The sequence below is a fragment of the Streptomyces venezuelae genome, assembly GCF_008642295.1.
Lineage (GTDB): Bacteria > Actinomycetota > Actinomycetes > Streptomycetales > Streptomycetaceae > Streptomyces > Streptomyces venezuelae_C.
This window is the reverse complement of sequence record NZ_CP029190.1, coordinates 2,473,934-2,492,044: the sequence shown is the minus strand read 5'-3', so window position 1 is coordinate 2,492,044 and position 18,111 is coordinate 2,473,934. Positions and strand designations below refer to the sequence as shown.

The following is an 18,111-nucleotide window of genomic DNA, read 5'->3' as shown; positions in this document are numbered from 1 at the left end:
CACCGCCGTGGACTTAGGCCCTTGGAGATCCGCAAGGGCCTTCGTCGTGTGCCGGGCTGACCTGTGGGGACGGAGAGATCGCCAGACCGCGAATAGGCCGCGGGCCCTGTCCTACGGCTGCCCATTCCCACGCCCGGCTGCACATACGCCAAGACCCCGTCCTCAGCGAACTCGCTGACGGCGGGGTCTTCGGGCACTTCCTGCGAAGTGCCCCCGGCAGGATTCGAACCTGCGCACACGGCTCCGGAGGCCGTTGCTCTATCCCCTGAGCTACGGGGGCGTGTCGTTCGCGTTGCGGCGACGGGTAGAACACTACCAGCTTCGGAGGGGTGATCAGGAACGGGTTTGCGGGGGAGTGGGGGTGGGGTCGCTCGGAGGGGGTGGAAGTGGGGAAAACCCGGACGCGGGGGCCGGCGGCGACCTACTCTCGAGTTGTGCCAGGCGCCTCGGGCCGGGTGCTTGTTGTCGACGACAACAAGGTCATCCGGCAGCTGATCAAGGTCAATCTCGAGCTGGAGGGCTTCGAGGTCGTGACCGCGGCCGATGGTGCCGAGTGTCTGGATGTGGTGCATCAGGTCCGGCCCGATGTCGTGACCCTTGATGTGGTCATGCCGCGGCTGGGCGGGTTCGGTGCGGCGGCGCAGTTGCGGGCAGATCCGCGGACCCGGGATCTGCCCGTCGCCATCGTCAGTGCCTGCACCCAGTACGAGGTCGAGACCGGGGTCGCCGCCGGCGTGGACGCCTTCGTCGCCAAACCCTTCGAGCCGGCCGAGCTGGTGCGGATCGTACGGCGGCTCGTCGAGCGGAAGCGGGTCGCCGCCGGGCGGATCACCCCCTAGCTTTCGGCCCGGCGTTCACATGGCGAAACCCTTCGCGGCCCGAGGGGGTCTCTCGCCTACGCTGGTCCCGTGAACCCCGCCGACCTCTCCCACCTCCTCGTGCGTGCCGTGCGCGGCGCCGTCGAGGGTGGCGAGCTGAGCGCTCCCGTTCCGGAGCGGGTCGTCGTCGAGCGGACCCGGCCCGGCGGGGTCGGGGAGTACGCCACCGCCCTCGCCTTTCCGCTCGCCAAGGCCGCCGGACTGCGGCCCGCCGAGGTCGCCCGGCTGCTCGCCGGCCGGCTCGCCGGTGAGCCCGGCATCCGGTCCGTGGAGATCACCGGGGCCGGCTTCCTCAACTTCGAGCTCGGAGGAGTGCGGGGTGAGGGGGTTGTGCGGCAGGTGGAGCAGGCGCAGCAGGTGATGCAGGGGCGTCTCTGTCGCGGTGGGGACTTCGTGGGCGCCGGGCCCGTTGACCGGGAAGGGGTCGTACGGGAGGTCGTGCGGCGGATCCGGTGCAGTCAAGGGCTCGAGACCGGGACCGGGACCGGGACCGGGCCGGGTCCCGCCGTCCCGCCTGCCGTCCCGCCCGTCGTCGCGCCCCTCACCCGCCGCGATACCGCCGACGTCCTGCGCCGCTTCGACGCCGGCACCGTGCGCTGGACCATGCTCGCCACCCCGCCCCGCGAGACCCCCGCGTTCGGGCCCGCCCTCGCGGTGCAGCACGAGAGCAATCCGTACTTCCAGGTCCGGTACGCCCACGCCCGCAGTCGTGCCCTCGTCCGGAACGCCCGGCAGATCGGGCTGACCAGCCGGGCCGGCGAGGTCGGTGACACCGCCGGCGCCCGGGCGCTCTGCGATGCGCTCGGCGACCACCCGCTCGTTCTCGAGGCCGCCGCGCACCACGGCGAACCCGACCGCCTCGCCCGGCACCTCGGTGTGATCGCCGACGCCCTCCTCGACTTCCAGTACGGGGTGCTGCCCCTCGGGGACGAGAAACCCGAGGCCGCCCACCGCGCCCGGCTGGCCCTTGCCGAAGCCGCCGGGACGGTGCTGGCCGGCGGCCTGACCCTGCTCGGCGTGGAAGCACCCGAACTGATCTAGTGATGAGCGAGAGAGAGACATGAGCCGTTCAGCGCACCCCGCCGGGCCCCGTCACGCCGACGTCCTGCCCGAGGGGCACTACTCCCCGCCGCCCGCCGACCTGAACGCGCTGGACGAGAAGGTCTGGGCCCGTACCGTCGGGCGCGGCGAGGACGGCGTGGTCCGCGTCGGCGGGATCGAAGTCACCCGGCTCGCCGAGGAGTTCGGGACCCCCGCCTACTTCCTGGACGAAGAGGACTTCCGGCAGCGCTGCCGGGCCTGGGCGCACGCCTTCGGCAAGGACGCCGACGTGTTCTATGCCGGAAAGGCGTTCCTGTCGAAGGCCGTCGTGCGCTGGCTGAAGGAGGAAGGGCTGAACCTCGACGTGTGCTCCGGCGGGGAGCTGGCCACCGCGCTGGCCGCCGAGATGCCCGCCGAGCGCATCGCCTTCCACGGCAACAACAAGTCCGTGGCGGAGATCCGGCGGGCCATCGAGGCCGGGGTCGGGCGGATCGTGCTCGACTCCTTCCAGGAGATCGCGCGGGTGGCGCATGTCGCACGCGAACTCGGTGTCCGCCAGCCCGTACAGATCCGCGTCACCGTCGGCGTCGAGGCTCACACCCACGAGTTCATCGCGACCGCGCACGAGGACCAGAAGTTCGGTATCGCCGTCGCCGACGGATCCGCCGCGGAGGCCGTGCGGCGCGCCCTGGGGCACGACAGCCTGGAGGTCCTCGGCATCCACTCGCACATCGGCTCGCAGATCTTCGACATGGCCGGCTTCGAGGTGTCCGCCAAGCGCGTGGTGCAGCTGCTGGCCGCCGTACGCGACGAGCACGGCATCGAGCTGCCCGAGATCGACCTCGGCGGCGGCCTGGGCATCGCCTACACCTCCGAGGACGACCCGCGCGAGCCGCACGAGATCGCCAAGGCGCTCAACGAGATCGTCGCCCGCGAATGCGAGTCCGCCGGCCTGCGCGCCCCGCGCATCTCCGTGGAGCCCGGCCGCGCCATCGTCGGCCCCACCGCCTTCACCCTGTACGAGGTCGGGACGGTCAAGCCGCTGGAGGGCCTGCGGACGTACGTCAGCGTGGACGGCGGCATGTCCGACAACATCCGGACCGCCCTCTACGACGCCGAGTACAGCGTGGCCCTGGTCTCCCGCCGCTCCGAGGCCGAGCCGATGCTCGCCCGGGTCGTCGGCAAGCACTGCGAGAGCGGGGACATCGTCGTCAAGGACGCGTTCCTGCCGGCCGACCTCGCGCCGGGCGATCTCATCGCCGTGCCCGCCACCGGCGCGTACTGCCGGTCCATGGCCAGCAACTACAACCACGTCCTCCGGCCGCCCGTGGTGGCCGTGCGCGACGGGGCGGCACGGGTGATCGTCCGCCGGGAGACGGAGGAAGATCTCCTGCGTCTCGACCTCGGCTGATGGACTCGGCTGACGGACTCGGATGATGAAATAGACATCTCACTCAATGGACCGAAGATGGAATCCGCTGTCCATTGAGTGAGACTGGTTCACACAACCGGCCCGCAAGACCGCGGGCCGGGGCTGATCGAAGTGATCAAAAGATCGAAAGGCGTAGGTCTCATGATGCGTACGCGTCCGCTGAAGGTGGCGCTGCTGGGCTGTGGAGTGGTCGGCTCAGAGGTGGCGCGCATCATGACGACGCACGCCGACGACCTCACGCAGAGGATCGGCGCCCCCGTCGAGCTCGCCGGCGTGGCCGTACGGCGCCCCTCCAAGGTCCGCGACGGCATCGACCCGGCGCTGGTCACCACCGATGCGACCGCCCTGGTCAAACGCGGGGACATCGACGTCGTCATCGAGGTCATCGGCGGCATCGAGCCGGCCCGGACGCTGATCACCACGGCGTTCGAGCACGGCGCCTCCGTGGTCTCCGCCAACAAGGCGCTGCTGGCGCAGGACGGCGCGACCCTGCACGCCGCCGCCGAGGAGCACGGCAGGGACCTCTACTACGAGGCCGCCGTGGCCGGTGCCATCCCGCTGATCCGGCCGCTGCGCGAGTCCCTCGCCGGCGACAAGATCAACCGGGTGATGGGCATCGTCAACGGCACGACCAACTTCATCCTCGACAAGATGGACTCCACCGGCGCCGGCTACCAGGAGGCGCTGGACGAGGCCACCGCGCTCGGTTACGCCGAGGCCGACCCCACCGCCGACGTCGAGGGCTACGACGCCGCCGCCAAGGCCGCCATCCTGGCCGGCATCGCCTTCCACACCCGGGTCCGGCTCGACGACGTGCACCGCGAGGGCATGACCGAGGTCAGCGCCGCCGACTTCGCCTCCGCCAAGCGGATGGGCTGCACCATCAAGCTCCTCGCCATCTGCGAGCGGGCGGCCGACGGCGAGTCCGTCACCGCGCGGGTGCACCCGGCGATGATCCCGCTCAGCCACCCGCTCGCCTCCGTCCGCGAGGCGTACAACGCCGTCTTCGTCGAGGCGGAGGCCGCCGGGCGGCTCATGTTCTACGGTCCGGGGGCGGGCGGCTCGCCGACCGCCTCGGCCGTACTCGGCGACCTGGTCGCCGTCTGCCGCAACAAGCTCGCCGAGGCAACGGGGCCGGGCGAGTCGGCGTACACCCAGCTGCCGGTCAGCCCCATGGGGGAGGTCGTCACCCGCTACCACATCAGCCTCGATGTGGCGGACAAGCCGGGTGTCCTCGCCCAGGTCGCGACCGTGTTCGCCGAGCACGGGGTGTCCATCGACACCGTCCGGCAGCAGGGTAAGGACGGTGAGGCCTCCCTCGTCGTCGTCACCCACCGCGCACCCGACGCAGCCCTCTCCGGGACCGTCGAAGCGCTGCGGAAGCTCGACACCGTCCGCGGTGTCGCCAGCATCATGCGTGTTGAAGGGGAGTAAGGACCCATGAGCAGCAATCGCACCCACCAGTGGCGCGGCATCATCGAGGAGTACCGGGACCGCCTTCCGGTGACCGACACGACTCCCGTGGTCACGCTCCGCGAGGGCGGCACGCCGCTCGTCCCCGCACAGGTGCTCTCCGAGCGCACCGGCTGTGAGGTCCACCTCAAGGTGGAGGGCGCCAACCCCACCGGTTCCTTCAAGGACCGCGGCATGACCATGGCGATCACCCGGGCCAAGGAGGAGGGCGCCAAGGCGGTCATCTGCGCCTCCACCGGCAACACCTCGGCCTCCGCCGCCGCCTATGCGGTGCGCGCCGGGATGGTCTCCGCCGTACTGGTCCCGCAGGGCAAGATCGCGCTCGGCAAGATGGGCCAGGCGCTGGTGCACGGCGCCAAGATCCTCCAGGTGGACGGCAACTTCGACGACTGCCTGACGCTGGCCCGCCGGCTGTCCGACAACTACCCGGTCGCGCTGGTCAATTCCGTCAACCCGGTGCGCATCGAGGGCCAGAAGACGGCCGCGTTCGAGATCGTGGACGCGCTGGGCGACGCCCCCGACATCCATGTGCTGCCCGTCGGCAACGCCGGCAACATCACCGCGTACTGGCGGGGCTTCAAGGAGTACAAGGCCGACGGACCGGCCTCCCGTACGCCCCGTGTGTGGGGTTTCCAGGCCTCCGGTTCCGCGCCCATCGTGCGCGGCGAGGTCGTCAAGGAGCCGCACACCATCGCCACCGCGATCCGGATCGGCAACCCGGCCTCCTGGGAGTACGCGCTCGCGGCCCGGGACGAGTCGGGCGGCTTCATCGACGAGGTCACGGACCGTCAGATCCTGGCGGCCTACCGGCTGTTGGCCTCCCAGGAGGGCGTCTTCGTGGAGCCGGCCTCGGCCGCTTCGGTGGCCGGCCTGCTCAAGGCCGCGGAGCTGGGTCTGGTCGACCCGGGACAGAAGATCGTGTGCACCGTCACGGGCAACGGCCTGAAGGACCCCGACTGGGCGATCGCCGGTGCACCGCAGCCGGTCACCGTTCCGGTGGACGCCGAGGCCGCTGCCATCCGTCTCGGCCTGGTCTGACATACGGCAGCTGCCGGGTTTCCAAGGCCTCACAGGCCTTGGAAACCCGGCAAGCCGGGGCGCAACACCGCAAAATTGCGGCCTGGGCACCGGCGAGCCGCGACACGCATCGTGCGCCTCCTGTGCGCCCTATGTCGCGACAGAACCTTCCTTCGATACGCTGTACTTACATCCGCCACCGCGCATATGACGCGGTGCTGCCCCGAGGGCCTTCGGGTGTCGTACGTTCTCCAGTACATTCACAGCGGAAGATCCCCAAAGATCCCCAGCAGGTCCCCGAGTGAGATCTCGCACAGCCACAAGGAGTGTCATCGAGCGATGGCCGGTCCCGCCTTCCGCGCCGCCGCCGTACGGGTGCGCGTCCCCGCCAGCAGTGCCAACCTCGGCCCCGGCTTCGATGCCCTGGGCCTGGCCCTGGGGCTCTACGACGACGTCGTGGTCCGGGTGGCCGACTCCGGCCTGAACATCGACATCGCGGGCGAGGGCGCCGAGACGCTGCCCCGCGACGAGAGCCACCTGCTCGTACGTTCCATGCGCACGGCCTTCGACCTGCTCGGCGGGCAGCCGCGCGGCCTCGAGGTCGTCTGCGCCAACCGCATCCCGCACGGCCGCGGCCTCGGCTCCTCCTCCGCCGCCATCTGCGCCGGCATCGTCGCCGCCCGCGCCGTCACCATAGGCGGCGAGGCCAAGCTCGACGACGCGGCCCTGCTCGAACTCGCCACCGAGATCGAGGGCCACCCCGACAACGTCGCCGCCTGTCTGCTCGGCGGCTTCACCCTGGCCTGGATGGACGGCGGCAGTGCCAAGGCGATCAGGATGGACCCCGCGGATTCCATCGTTCCGGTGGTCTTCGTCCCGTCCAAGCCGGTCCTGACGGAGACCGCGCGCGGCCTGCTGCCGCGCACCGTCCCGCATGTGGACGCGGCCGTCAACGCGGGTCGCGCAGGCCTGCTCGTGGAGGCCCTGACCAGGCGTCCCGAGCTGCTGCTGCCCGCCACCGAGGACCGGCTCCACCAGGAATACCGGTCTCCGGCCATGCCCGAGAGCGTGGCACTGGTGAACCGGCTGCGGGCGGACGGAGTGCCCGCGGTCATCTCCGGCGCGGGCCCCACGGTCCTCGCGCTGGTCGACAACGGCGCGGCTGACAAGGTCGCGCAGCTCGCGGGCGAGGGGTGGGCGGCCAACCGGCTCGCACTCGACGCCGCGGGCGCGAGCGTACTTCCGCTGGGCAACCAGGGCGGCTGAACAGCAGCCGCCGGGGGCGGGGTGGTCGGGCAGGCCACCCCGCCGGTCCGGGCGGAAGAGCGCGATTGCCGGTGAGTGAGAGGGGGAATGTCTGTTGGATCCGGTAGTGTTAGTCTCAAGTGCGCATCCGAAGCCGCAAGGGCTCGGTGCTCAGTGTCCTCATCAGGGACCACTTTTCTTCCGGGAGCCTCCCCAACTGCTTTGATCGCTGCCAAGCAGTTTCGAGCACGCTCCGGAATCGGCGTGACACATTCCCACGCTTCCAGCTGGGGGGCTTCTCGCCGGAACCCAAGCACGTTATCTCGTATCTCTCCGCCGTATCGGGATGTATCGATAGCGGCGGACCACCGCCCCGGCACGGTCCACACCTAGGACCGAGGTCGGACAGCACAACCGGTCGCCGAGCCAGACAGGCCGACGTCCGCTCCAGGGAAGGACCCTTCGTGAGCGACACCACCGATCTGATGGGCGTTGCCGACACCTCCGTCGACACCAGTGCCCCCGCTGCGGGCACCACCACGCCCAAGCGACGCCGCTCCGGCACCGGCCTTGAGGGCATGGTCCTCGCCGAGCTGCAGCAGGTCGCGTCCGGCCTCGGGATCAGGGGCACCGCGCGGATGCGCAAGAGCCAGCTGATCGAGGTCATCAAGGAGGCGCAGGCCGCAGGCGGCGCCCCCAAGGCCGCGGACTCCGCCGCCGAGACCAAGCCGAAGCGCCGCGCCACCAGCAAGGCCCGTACCGGCGAGACCGCCGAGGCCCCGGCCGCGGCCCCCGCCGAGAAGCCGGCCGCGCAGGCGCAGATCGACATCCCGGGCCAGCCGGCAGCCGAGCGCGGGGGAGAGGAAGCCCCGGCCGGCGAGCGCCGCCGCCGTCGTGCCACCGCCCCCTCCGGCAGCCCGGAGTCCGCGGTCGCGGCCACCGCCACCACCGTGGTGCAGGCCGAGCCCAAGACCGAGGTGCCCGCCGACCGGCAGCCCGAGGCCAAGACCGACACCGCGACCGCCGCTCCCGCCACCACCGGCCAAGAGGCCGGCGAGGGCCGCGGGCGCCGCGACCGCCGTGACCGCCAGGAGCGCGGCGACCGCGCCGACCGCCAGGAGCGCGGCCAGCGTGACCGCCGCGACCGCGGCCAGGGCGGCGAGCAGGGCGGCCAGGCCGGCCAGGGCGGTCAGCAGGACCGCGACGGCCGGAGCCGGCAGCAGGGCGGCGGACGCGGCCAGGGCCAGCAGGGCCAGGGTCAGGGCCAGAGCCAGGGCCGCCAGGACAACGGCCCGCAGGACGACTTCGACGACGAGGGCGGCCGGCGCGGCCGGCGCGGCCGGTACCGCGACCGCCGCGGGCGCCGTGGCCGCGAGGAGTTCGGTCCGAACGAGCCGCAGGTCGCCGACGACGATGTGCTGATCCCGGTCGCGGGCATCCTCGACATCCTCGACAACTACGCGTTCATCCGGACCTCGGGCTACCTGCCCGGCCCCAACGACGTGTACGTCTCCCTCGCCCAGGTCCGCAAGAACGGCCTGCGCAAGGGCGACCACACCACCGGTGCCGTGCGCCAGCCCAAGGACGGCGAGCGCCGCGAGAAGTTCAACGCGCTGGTGCGTCTGGACTCGGTCAACGGCATGGCGCCCGAATCCGGCCGTGGCCGCCCCGAGTTCAACAAGCTCACCCCGCTGTACCCGCAGGACCGGCTCCGCCTGGAGACCGACCCGGGCGTGCTGACCACCCGGATCATCGACCTCGTGTCGCCGATCGGCAAGGGCCAGCGCGGTCTGATCGTGGCCCCGCCGAAGACCGGCAAGACCATGATCATGCAGGCCATCGCCAACGCGATCACCACCAACAACCCCGAGTGCCACCTGATGGTCGTCCTGGTCGACGAGCGTCCGGAAGAGGTCACCGACATGCAGCGGTCGGTCAAGGGCGAGGTCATCTCCTCGACCTTCGACCGCCCCGCCGAGGACCACACCACCGTTGCCGAGCTGGCCATCGAGCGCGCCAAGCGGCTCGTCGAGCTCGGCCACGACGTGGTCGTCCTGCTGGACTCCATCACCCGTCTGGGCCGCGCGTACAACCTCGCGGCGCCCGCCTCCGGCCGCATCCTGTCCGGTGGTGTCGACTCGACCGCGCTGTACCCGCCGAAGCGCTTCTTCGGTGCCGCGCGCAACATCGAGGACGGCGGCTCGCTGACCATCCTGGCCACCGCGCTGGTCGAGACCGGCTCGCGCATGGACGAGGTGATCTTCGAGGAGTTCAAGGGCACCGGCAACATGGAGCTCAAGCTCGACCGGAAGCTCGCCGACAAGCGGATCTTCCCCGCCGTCGACGTCGACCCGTCGGGCACCCGCAAGGAGGAGATCCTCCTCAACAGCGAGGAGCTCGCCATCGTCTGGAAGCTGCGCCGGGTGCTGCACGCGCTCGACTCGCAGCAGGCCATCGAGCTGCTCCTCGACAAGATGAAGCAGACGAAGTCGAACGCCGAGTTCCTGATGCAGATCGCCAAGACGACCCCGTCGTCCGGCAACAACGACTAGTACGCCCGGCACCACCTCGCGTACGTCCAGCGCCGCCCCCACCCGTCCGGGTGGGGGCGGCGCTGCCGTAAGATCACCGCACCTCTCAACTCCACGGCAGAAAAGAAGGATCCGCGCGTGCACATAGGCACTTCGCGCCTCGCGGTCCCCGTCGCCGTGTCCGTCCTCGCCCTGTTCGGTACAGGGCTGACGGCCACCGGCGCGCAGGCCGCTTCCCAGCCGGTTCCCACCAAGCGCGAACTCGGCGAACGGGTTGCCAAGTCCATGACGGCCGACCAGGCGAAGCGGACGGTCTCCAAGACCCCCGCCCCCGCCCCGAAGCCGTCCGGACCCCAGCAGGCCGCCCCGATGATCATCGGTGGCACCGGCGAGACCATCGCCAACGCGCCCTGGATGGCGCAGCTGCACTACCTCGACAACCGCAACACCACCGACCGCAGCGACGACGAGGCGTTCTTCTGCGGTGGCACGGTCGTCGCCCCGACGAAGATCCTCACCGCCGCACACTGCGTCGAAGGCCTCGACTGGACCCTGGACAGCGTCGTGGTGGTGGGCGCGACCAAGCTCCCGACCACGGACGCCTCCCAGGTGACCAACTGGCACGGCGGCACCCCGGTGACCGTCAGCCGCCAGTGGCTCCACTCGGGGTACGACACCGTCCGCACGGACAACGACGTGGCCGTGCTGACCCTGAGCCAGCCGGTGGACGTCAAGCCGCTGCCGATGGCGCGCAGCACGGACACCGGCCTGTACCAGGCCGGCCAGTACGCCGACGCCTACGGCTGGGGCCGCTACACCTCCACCAGTCAGGCCCTCTCGCCGAGCCTCAAGAGGGTCGGCATGCCCCTGGTGTCGGACCAGACCTGCGCGCAGTTCTGGGGGAGCAACCTGGTCCCGAACCACATGGTCTGCGCCGGCCAGCCCGCCACGGGCAGCGACTCGGGCACCAACACCGCCTGCAACGGTGACTCCGGCGGTCCGCTGGTCCGCAACGGCCGGCTGATCGGCGTGGTCTCCTGGGGCGTCGACGGCTGCGTCTACAAGGGCGCCTACGGGGTCTACGCCAAGGCGAGCACCTACTCCGGAGCGATCCGGGCCCGGGTGAACGACACCGACTGGAACAAGGACGGCAAGGCCGACATGCTGGCCCGCCGGGCCTCCGACGGCACGCTGTTCCCGTTCCACTCGCTGACCGGCCGGCTCTCCTGGCAGGCGGCGGTGCCGGGCGACTACCGCTCCACCAACCTGGCCGTACAGACCGACCTGGACCGGGACGGCGTCCAGGACATCGTCCGCCGCACCACCGCGGGCGACCTGTTCTGGACCCACCAGGTCACCGGGAAGGGCTGGCAGGACACCAAGCTCACCGGCGGCTGGCAGACCCGCCGGGCGTTCGTTGCGCCCGGCGATGTCACCGGCGACGACCTGCCCGACCTGCTCTCGGTGTACGACAGCGGCAAGCTGATCATCCACCCCGGTGACGGCCGCGGCGGCTTCGCCCCCGAGGTCGACGCCGGGCCGGGCTGGCAGACGTACCAGAACCTGGTCGGCCACGGAGACTTCAACCGCGACGGCAAGGCCGATCTGCTGGCCCGCACCGCCGCCGGCGCGGTCTACCTCTACAAGGGGACCGGCAACGCCGGTCTGAAGGCCTTCGAGCCGCGCGTCCAGGTGACCACGCTGGGCAAGACCTACAGCCGGTTCGCCACGCCCGGCGATGTGAACAACGACGGCACCCCCGACCTGCTGGCCCGTGAGGGCGACGTGCTGTGGCTGTTCCCGGGCACCGGGAACGTCACGGGCGTCTCGGGTCCGACCTTCGGGTCGCGACAGCACTACGGGACGGCCTGGGGCCAGTTCGACCTCTTCGGCTGACGTCCCGCCCCGTTCCACCCGTGTGCCCACCGTGCCCAGCACGGTGGGCACACGGCTTTGACGCACTCCCCCGCACCCTCCTGGAACCCACGGCGGCAGTACGCCGTCTGGGTACAGGGGGGAATAACGCGGACATACGGTGCGGGATGGGACTGAGGAGCGCATGAGCGAGGAGAGCAGGAGCCCGGGCCGCCGGGCTGGGGCGGGGCACCGGCGGAAGCCGTCGAAACGCCGCCGGGCGGTCGCGATCGCGGCGTGGACGGCAGCCGGTGTGCTGGTCCTCGGCGGAGCCGGCCTCGGCTACTACTACGTCAAGTTCAACGGGAACCTGAAGAGCGTCGACATCGACGCGGCCCTCGGCACGGACCGCCCGGCGGACGTGGACAACGGCTCCCTGGACATCCTGGTCCTCGGCTCCGACTCCCGCGGCGGCGCAAACGCCGGGTACGGCCGGGACGACGGCGGCTCCGCCCGCTCGGACACCGCGATGATCGTCCACCTCTACGAGGGACGCCGGAAGGCCAGTGTCATATCGATCCCACGGGACACCCTGGTCACCCGGCCCTCCTGCAAGACCTCCGACGGGAAGACCGACCCCGGCGGCCCGCGCCGGATGTTCAACGAGTCCTTCACCGTCGGCGGCGCCGCCTGCGCGGTGAAGACCGTCGAGCAGCTGTCGGGCATCCGGATGGACCACTACATCGAGGTCGACTTCACCGGCTTCAAGAAGATCGTCGACAACCTGGGCGGGGTCGAGGTCACCACCACCAAGCCGATCAAGGACCATGCCAGCCACCTCGACCTGCCGGCCGGCACCCACAGGCTCAACGGCGAACAGTCCCTCGGGCTGGTCCGCACCCGCAAGAGCGTCGGCGACGGCAGCGACCTGGGCCGGATACAGCTCCAGCAGGCCTTTATGAAGGCACTGATCAAGCAGGTCAAGAGCATCGGGATGTTCGACAACCCCAAGAAGCTCCTCGACCTCGCCGACACCGCCACCAAGGCGATCACCACGGACTCCAGGCTCGGCGACGTGAAGTCGCTGATGGGCTTCGCCTCCGGGCTGCGGGGCATCGACTCCCACGACCTCCAGATGATCACCCTGCCGGTGGGCGCGGACCCCCGCGACCCCAACCGGGTGGTCCCGCTCACCAGGGAATCCCGTCTGGTGTGGGAGGCTCTCCTCAAGGATGCTCCGATCCCCGCCGAGGCCACCGCGAACTCGGCCGGCGACAAGGGCACCGCGGGCACGATCGTCCGCTGACGGCCGCCGTGCGGGGCGCCGTATCGGCCCCGGACGGCCTCGGGAATACACCGGCCGCCCACCCTGTTGAACGGACCGTCCTCGAATTTTGTCAGGCGGGCCAGTCCTGGCAGACTGGTACGTCGGCCCCGGTTCACGCATGGAGCAATTCCGCGTCCTGCGACCCGGCGCCCTCCCGAAACTAGGAGACACCTTGAAGCGCGAGATCCACCCCGAGTACGTCGAGACCCAGGTCAGCTGCACCTGCGGTGCGTCGTTCACCACCCGTAGCACCCTGACCGAGGGCACCATCCGTGCCGAGGTCTGCTCCGAGTGCCACCCGTTCTACACGGGCAAGCAGAAGATCCTCGACACCGGTGGCCGCGTGGCCCGCTTCGAGGCCCGCTTCGGCAAGGCTGCCGCCAAGAAGTAGCGCGACTCCGGCGCCGGTCTCCGGCCGCCCCCTGTCCATGCGGGGGCGGCCGGACCGGCGCCTTTGTCGTCCCGCAGCCCCGCAGCCCCGTTTGTTCGTACTTTCACCCCAGGAGCCCCCGATGTTCGAGGCGGTCGAGGAACTGGTCGGCGAGCACGCCGACCTTGAGAAGAAGCTCGCCGACCCGTCGGTCCACTCCGATCAGGCCAACGCCCGCAAGCTCAACAAGCGCTATGCGGAGCTGACCCCGATCATCGCCACCTTCCGGGCGTGGAAGCAGTCGGCCGAGGACATCGACACGGCCAAGGAGCTGGCCGCCGACGACCCGGACTTCGCCGCCGAGGTGAAGGAGCTCAGCGCCCACCGCGAGGAGCTCACCGAGAAGCTGCGGCTGCTGCTGGTCCCGCGCGACCCCAGCGACGACAAGGACGTCCTGCTGGAGGTCAAGGCGGGCGCCGGCGGCGACGAGTCCGCCCTGTTCGCCGGCGACCTGCTGCGCATGTACCTGCGCTACGCCGAGCGCGTGGGCTGGAAGACCGAGATCATCGACGCCACCGAGTCCGAGCTCGGCGGCTACAAGGACGTCCAGGTCTCCGTCCGCACCAAGGGCGGCCAGGGTGCCACCGAGCCCGGCCAGGGCGTCTGGGCCCGGCTGAAGTACGAGGGCGGAGTGCACCGCGTCCAGCGCGTCCCCGCCACCGAGTCCCAGGGCCGCATCCACACCTCCGCCGCCGGCGTGCTCGTCACCCCGGAGGCCGAGGAGGTCGAGGTCGAGATCAACGCCAACGACCTCCGCATCGACGTGTACCGCTCCTCCGGCCCCGGCGGCCAGTCCGTCAACACCACCGACTCGGCCGTGCGCATCACGCACATCCCGACCGGTGTGGTCGCCTCCTGCCAGAACGAGAAGAGCCAGCTCCAGAACAAGGAGCAGGCCATGCGCATCCTGCGGTCACGCCTGCTGGCCGCCGCCCAGGAGGCCGCCGAGCAGGAGGCCGCCGACGCCCGACGCAGCCAGGTGCGCACCGTGGACCGCTCCGAGAAGATCCGTACCTACAACTTCCCGGAAAACCGGATCTCGGACCACCGGGTCGGCTTCAAGGCGTACAACTTGGACCAGGTGCTCGACGGCGATCTCGACGCGGTCATCCAGGCCTGCGTGGACGCCGACTCCGCCGCGAAGCTCGCCGCCGCGCAGTAACCCGCGGCACCAGGAGCGACCGCTCCACACCCCCGTACGACAGCAGCCCGGAGGACCAGAGCAGATGAACTTGCTGCTTGCCGAGGTGGCACAGGCCACCCAGCGGCTGGCCGCCGCCGGTGTGCCCTCACCGCGCTTCGACGCGGAAGAGCTCGCCGCGTGGGTGCACGGCGTCAAGCGGGGGGAACTGCACCACGTCAAGGACACGGACTTCGACGCCCGCTACTGGGAGGCCGTTGCCCGCCGCGAGGCCCGCGAACCGCTCCAGCACATCACCGGGCGGGCCTTCTTCCGCTACCTGGAGCTCCAGGTGGGCCCCGGGGTCTTCGTGCCGCGCCCGGAGACCGAGTCGGTGGTGGACTGGGCCATACAGGCCGTCCGGGCCATGGACGTGGTCGAGCCGCTGATCGTGGACCTGTGCTCGGGCTCCGGCGCCATCGCCCTCGCGATGGCCCAGGAGGTGCCGCGCTCCCGGGTGCACGCGGTGGAGCTGTCGGAGGACGCGCTCGTGTACACCCGCAAGAACGCCGCGGGCTCCCGGGTCACCGTCCACCAGGGCGATGCGCTGCACGCCCTGCCCGAGCTGGACGGCCAGGTCGACCTTGTCATCTCCAACCCGCCGTACATCCCGCTCACCGAGTGGGAGTACGTCGCCCCCGAGGCCCGGGACCACGATCCCGAGATGGCGCTGTTCTCCGGCGAGGACGGCCTCGACACCATCCGCGGCATCGAGCGCACCGCGCACCGGCTGCTGCGGCCCGGCGGCATTGTCGTCGTCGAGCACGCCGACACCCAGGGCGGGCAGGTCCCGTGGATCTTCGCCGAGGAGCTGGGCTGGGCCGACGCCGCCGACCACCCGGACCTGAACAACCGCCCGCGCTTCGCGACGGCCCGCAAGGCCATGCCGTGACCGGCGCGACCGTTCCCCCCACCCCCCTGCTGCACGAGGAGAACCGCTGATGGCCCGGCGATACGACTGCAACGACGCGACGGACCGCAAGACGGGTCTGCGTGAAGCGGCCTCGGCCGTGCGCCGCGGCGAGCTCGTCGTGCTGCCGACCGACACCCTGTACGGGATCGGCGCGGACGCCTTCAGCGCGGAGGCCGTCGGCGACCTGCTGGCTGCCAAGGGCCGTGGCCGCAACATGCCCACCCCGGTGCTGATCGGCTCCCCGAACACCCTGCACGGGCTGGTCACCGACTTCTCCGAGCAGGCCTGGGAGCTCGTCGACGCGTTCTGGCCGGGCGCCCTGACCCTGGTCGCCCGGCACCAGCCCTCGCTGGCCTGGGACCTGGGCGAGACCCGCGGCACCGTCGCCGTACGGATGCCGCTGCACCCGGTGGCCATCGAGCTGCTCACCGAGGTAGGCCCGATGGCCGTGTCCTCCGCCAACCTGACCGGGCACCCGGCGCCGGAGGACTGCGACGCGGCCCGGGCGATGCTCGGCGACTCGGTCTCCGTCTACCTGGACGGCGGCCCGACCCCCGGCATCCAGCCCTCCTCCATCGTCGACGTCACCGGCAAGGTTCCGGTCCTCCTCCGGGAAGGGGCCCTCACCGCCGACCAGCTGCGGGAGGTCGTACCCGACCTCGAGGTGGCCCCGTGAGCCCTGAGGGGCGTGGCATAGCCGGGGGAGACACTTTCCGCATACTCCACGTCAGCACCGGCAACGTGTGCCGCTCGCCGATCACCGAGCGGCTGACGCGGCATGCCCTGGCGGACCGCCTCGGCGGGGCCTCCACCGGAGGCCTGATCGTGGAGAGCGCCGGCACCTGGGGCCACGAGGGCGCGCCCATGGAGGCGAACGCGGCGGCGGTGCTGGCCGACTTCGGCGCCGATGCCTCCGGGTTCACCGGGCGGGAGCTCCTCGACGAGCACGTCATACGCGCCGACCTGGTGCTGACCGCCACCCGCGACCACCGCGCCCAGGTCATCTCGATGGGCCACTCGGCGGGTCTGCGGACCTTCACCCTGAAGGAGTTCACCCGGCTGGTCCGCGCCATAGACCCGGCCACCCTGCCGCCGCTGGACGACGGGATGGCGGAGCGGGCGCGGGCGCTGGTACGGGCCGCCGCGGCGCTGCGCGGCTGGCTGCTGGCGCCGTCCCCCGACGCGGACGAGGTGTACGACCCGTACGGGGCGCCGATCACCTTCTTCCGCTCGATCGGCGACGAGATCAGCCAGGCCCTGGACCCGGTGGTCACCGCCCTCACGGGCGTCACGACGCGCCGCTGAGCGCGCGCGGCGGGAGCCCCGCCGGCCGGAGGCCGGCGCAGCGGGCCGATGCCCGGGAGGCCCCCGGGCCGAGCGGTGCGAGGGGCGCGTCAGGGAGAGGTCCCGGTGGCCACCGCCCTCACAGGCGTCACGACGCGCCGCTGAGCGCGGAGCCGGCCCGGCGGGCTGCCGTCGGGCGGTGGTGGGGTTGCGGACCTAGAGTGGGCGTACCCGGTACCCCCCACTGCTCGGGAGCGCGCCATGACCGTCACCACCGAGCCGGCGGCGGACGTCCTGCGCCGCCAGGACCCGCAGATGGCCGACGTCCTCGCGGGGGAGCTCCAGCGCCAGTCCGGCACCCTCCAGCTGATCGCCGCCGAGAACTTCACCTCCCCCGCGGTCCTCGCCGCCCTCGGCTCCGTACTCGCCAACAAGTACGCCGAGGGCTACCCCGGCGCCCGCCACCACGGCGGCTGCGAGTACGCCGACCAGGCCGAGCGGATCGCCGTCGAGCGGGCCCGCGCACTCTTCGGTGCCGAGCACGCCAACGTTCAGCCGCACTCCGGCTCGGCCGCCGTGCTCGCCGCGTACGCCGCGCTGCTGAAGCCGGGGGACACCGTCCTCGCGATGGGGCTGCCGTACGGCGGACACCTCACCCATGGCTCCCCGGCCAATTTCTCCGGCCGCTGGTTCGACTTCGTCGGGTACGGGGTGGACGCCGAGAGCGGGATCATCGACTACCGGCAGGTGCAGGAGCTCGCCCACAGCCACCGGCCCAAGGCCATCGTCTGCGGGTCGATCTGCTACCCCCGGCACCCGGAGTACTCCGCCTTCCGGGAGATCGCCGACGAGGTCGGGGCCCTTCTGATCGTGGACGCGGCCCACCCGATCGGGCTGGTCGCCGGCGGGGCCGCCCCCAGCCCGCTGCCCTACGCCGACGTGGTCTGCGCGACCACCCACAAGGTGCTGCGCGGCCCCCGCGGCGGCATGATCCTCTGCGGCGCCGAGCTCGGCGAGCGGATCGACCGCGCGGTGTTCCCGTTCACCCAGGGCGGTGCCCAGATGCACACCATCGCCGCCAAGGCGGTGGCCTTCGGGGAGGCCGGCACCCCGGCCTTCGCCTCGTACGCGCACCGGGTCGTCGGCAATGCCCGGGCCCTCGCCCGGGCCCTGGCCGAGGAGGGCTTCGCCCTCACCACCGGCGGCACCGACACCCACCTCATCACCGCCGACCCGGCACCCCTGGGCATCGACGGACGGGCCGCCCGCGGCCGTCTGGCCGCCGCCGGGATGGTCCTGGACACCTGTGCCCTGCCGTACGGGGACCAGCGCGGCATCCGGCTCGGTACGGCCGCGGTGACCACCCAGGGGATGGGGGAGCCGGAGATGACGGAGATCGCCCGGCTGTTCGGCAGCGCACTGCGCGGGGACCCGGCAAAGACCCGTACGGAGGCGGCAGAGCTTGCACTGGCCTTTCCCCCTTATGGGGAGTAACACAACCAAACA

General features: G+C 71.4%; 15 protein-coding genes and 1 tRNA gene. 15 read left to right on the top strand and 1 reads right to left on the bottom strand.

Translation table 11 applies throughout. The features are described from left to right. Positions 1-208 precede the first annotated feature (208 nt). Positions 209-280: transfer RNA gene (locus DEJ50_RS10800), tRNA-Arg, on the bottom strand. A gap of 106 nt (positions 281-386) precedes the next feature. On the opposite strand from DEJ50_RS10800, the gene DEJ50_RS10795 reads away from it, so the two are divergent. From DEJ50_RS10795 to glyA, 15 genes are all read left to right on the top strand, one after another. Continuing rightward, positions 387-839 carry a response regulator gene (locus DEJ50_RS10795; protein WP_150207350.1) on the top strand — a complete coding sequence of 151 codons (453 nt, stop codon included), beginning with the start codon at positions 387-389 and terminating at the stop codon, positions 837-839. Between the two features lie 69 nt (positions 840-908). Next, positions 909-1,919: an ArgS-related anticodon-binding protein NrtL gene (gene nrtL / locus DEJ50_RS10790; RefSeq protein WP_150207348.1), complete on the top strand. Its 1,011-nt coding sequence runs from the start codon at positions 909-911 to the stop codon at positions 1,917-1,919. Positions 1,920-1,938: 19 nt separating this feature from the next. After that, the gene (lysA, locus tag DEJ50_RS10785; RefSeq protein WP_150207345.1) at positions 1,939-3,330 is read left to right on the top strand and encodes a diaminopimelate decarboxylase; all 1,392 of its coding nucleotides are present in this window, start codon (positions 1,939-1,941) and stop codon (positions 3,328-3,330) included. A gap of 165 nt (positions 3,331-3,495) precedes the next feature. Then, positions 3,496-4,785 carry a homoserine dehydrogenase gene (locus tag DEJ50_RS10780; protein ID WP_150212048.1) on the top strand — a complete coding sequence of 430 codons (1,290 nt, stop codon included), beginning with the start codon at positions 3,496-3,498 and terminating at the stop codon, positions 4,783-4,785. A gap of 6 nt (positions 4,786-4,791) precedes the next feature. Beyond that, positions 4,792-5,862 carry a threonine synthase gene (gene thrC / locus DEJ50_RS10775; RefSeq protein WP_150207343.1) on the top strand — a complete coding sequence of 357 codons (1,071 nt, stop codon included), beginning with the start codon at positions 4,792-4,794 and terminating at the stop codon, positions 5,860-5,862. A 318-nt stretch (positions 5,863-6,180) separates the two neighbouring features. Then, positions 6,181-7,107, top strand: a complete 927-nt coding sequence (gene thrB / locus DEJ50_RS10770) for a homoserine kinase (RefSeq protein WP_150207341.1) — start codon at positions 6,181-6,183, stop codon at positions 7,105-7,107. 443 nt (positions 7,108-7,550) lie between these two features. After that, the gene (rho, locus tag DEJ50_RS10765) at positions 7,551-9,638 is read left to right on the top strand and encodes a transcription termination factor Rho (protein WP_150207340.1); all 2,088 of its coding nucleotides are present in this window, start codon (positions 7,551-7,553) and stop codon (positions 9,636-9,638) included. Between the two features lie 117 nt (positions 9,639-9,755). Then, positions 9,756-11,513: a trypsin-like serine protease gene (locus DEJ50_RS10760; RefSeq protein ID WP_150207338.1), complete on the top strand. Its 1,758-nt coding sequence runs from the start codon at positions 9,756-9,758 to the stop codon at positions 11,511-11,513. A 163-nt stretch (positions 11,514-11,676) separates the two neighbouring features. Next, on the top strand, positions 11,677-12,777 hold the full coding sequence (locus DEJ50_RS10755; protein ID WP_150207337.1) for an LCP family protein: 1,101 nt from the start codon (positions 11,677-11,679) through the stop codon (positions 12,775-12,777). Positions 12,778-12,970: 193 nt separating this feature from the next. Beyond that, positions 12,971-13,189: a 50S ribosomal protein L31 gene (rpmE, locus tag DEJ50_RS10750; protein WP_046909139.1), complete on the top strand. Its 219-nt coding sequence runs from the start codon at positions 12,971-12,973 to the stop codon at positions 13,187-13,189. Between the two features lie 121 nt (positions 13,190-13,310). Further along, positions 13,311-14,390, top strand: a complete 1,080-nt coding sequence (gene prfA, locus DEJ50_RS10745) for a peptide chain release factor 1 (RefSeq protein ID WP_150207336.1) — start codon at positions 13,311-13,313, stop codon at positions 14,388-14,390. Between the two features lie 64 nt (positions 14,391-14,454). Beyond that, a complete protein-coding gene (prmC, locus tag DEJ50_RS10740; protein WP_150207335.1) occupies positions 14,455-15,300 on the top strand; it encodes a peptide chain release factor N(5)-glutamine methyltransferase in 846 nt (281 codons plus the stop codon). Positions 15,301-15,349: 49 nt separating this feature from the next. Then, a complete protein-coding gene (locus DEJ50_RS10735; protein ID WP_150207334.1) occupies positions 15,350-15,997 on the top strand; it encodes an L-threonylcarbamoyladenylate synthase in 648 nt (215 codons plus the stop codon). Next, positions 15,994-16,626, top strand: coding sequence for a protein-tyrosine-phosphatase (locus tag DEJ50_RS10730; protein ID WP_150207333.1), 633 nt, complete (start codon positions 15,994-15,996; stop codon positions 16,624-16,626). Before DEJ50_RS10735 ends, DEJ50_RS10730 begins: the two co-directional genes overlap by 4 nt. Positions 16,627-16,866: 240 nt before the next feature. Next, positions 16,867-18,099 (top strand): serine hydroxymethyltransferase, encoded by a 1,233-nt coding sequence (glyA, locus tag DEJ50_RS10725; RefSeq protein WP_150207332.1) that lies wholly within the window; start codon positions 16,867-16,869, stop codon positions 18,097-18,099. Positions 18,100-18,111 lie beyond the last annotated feature (12 nt).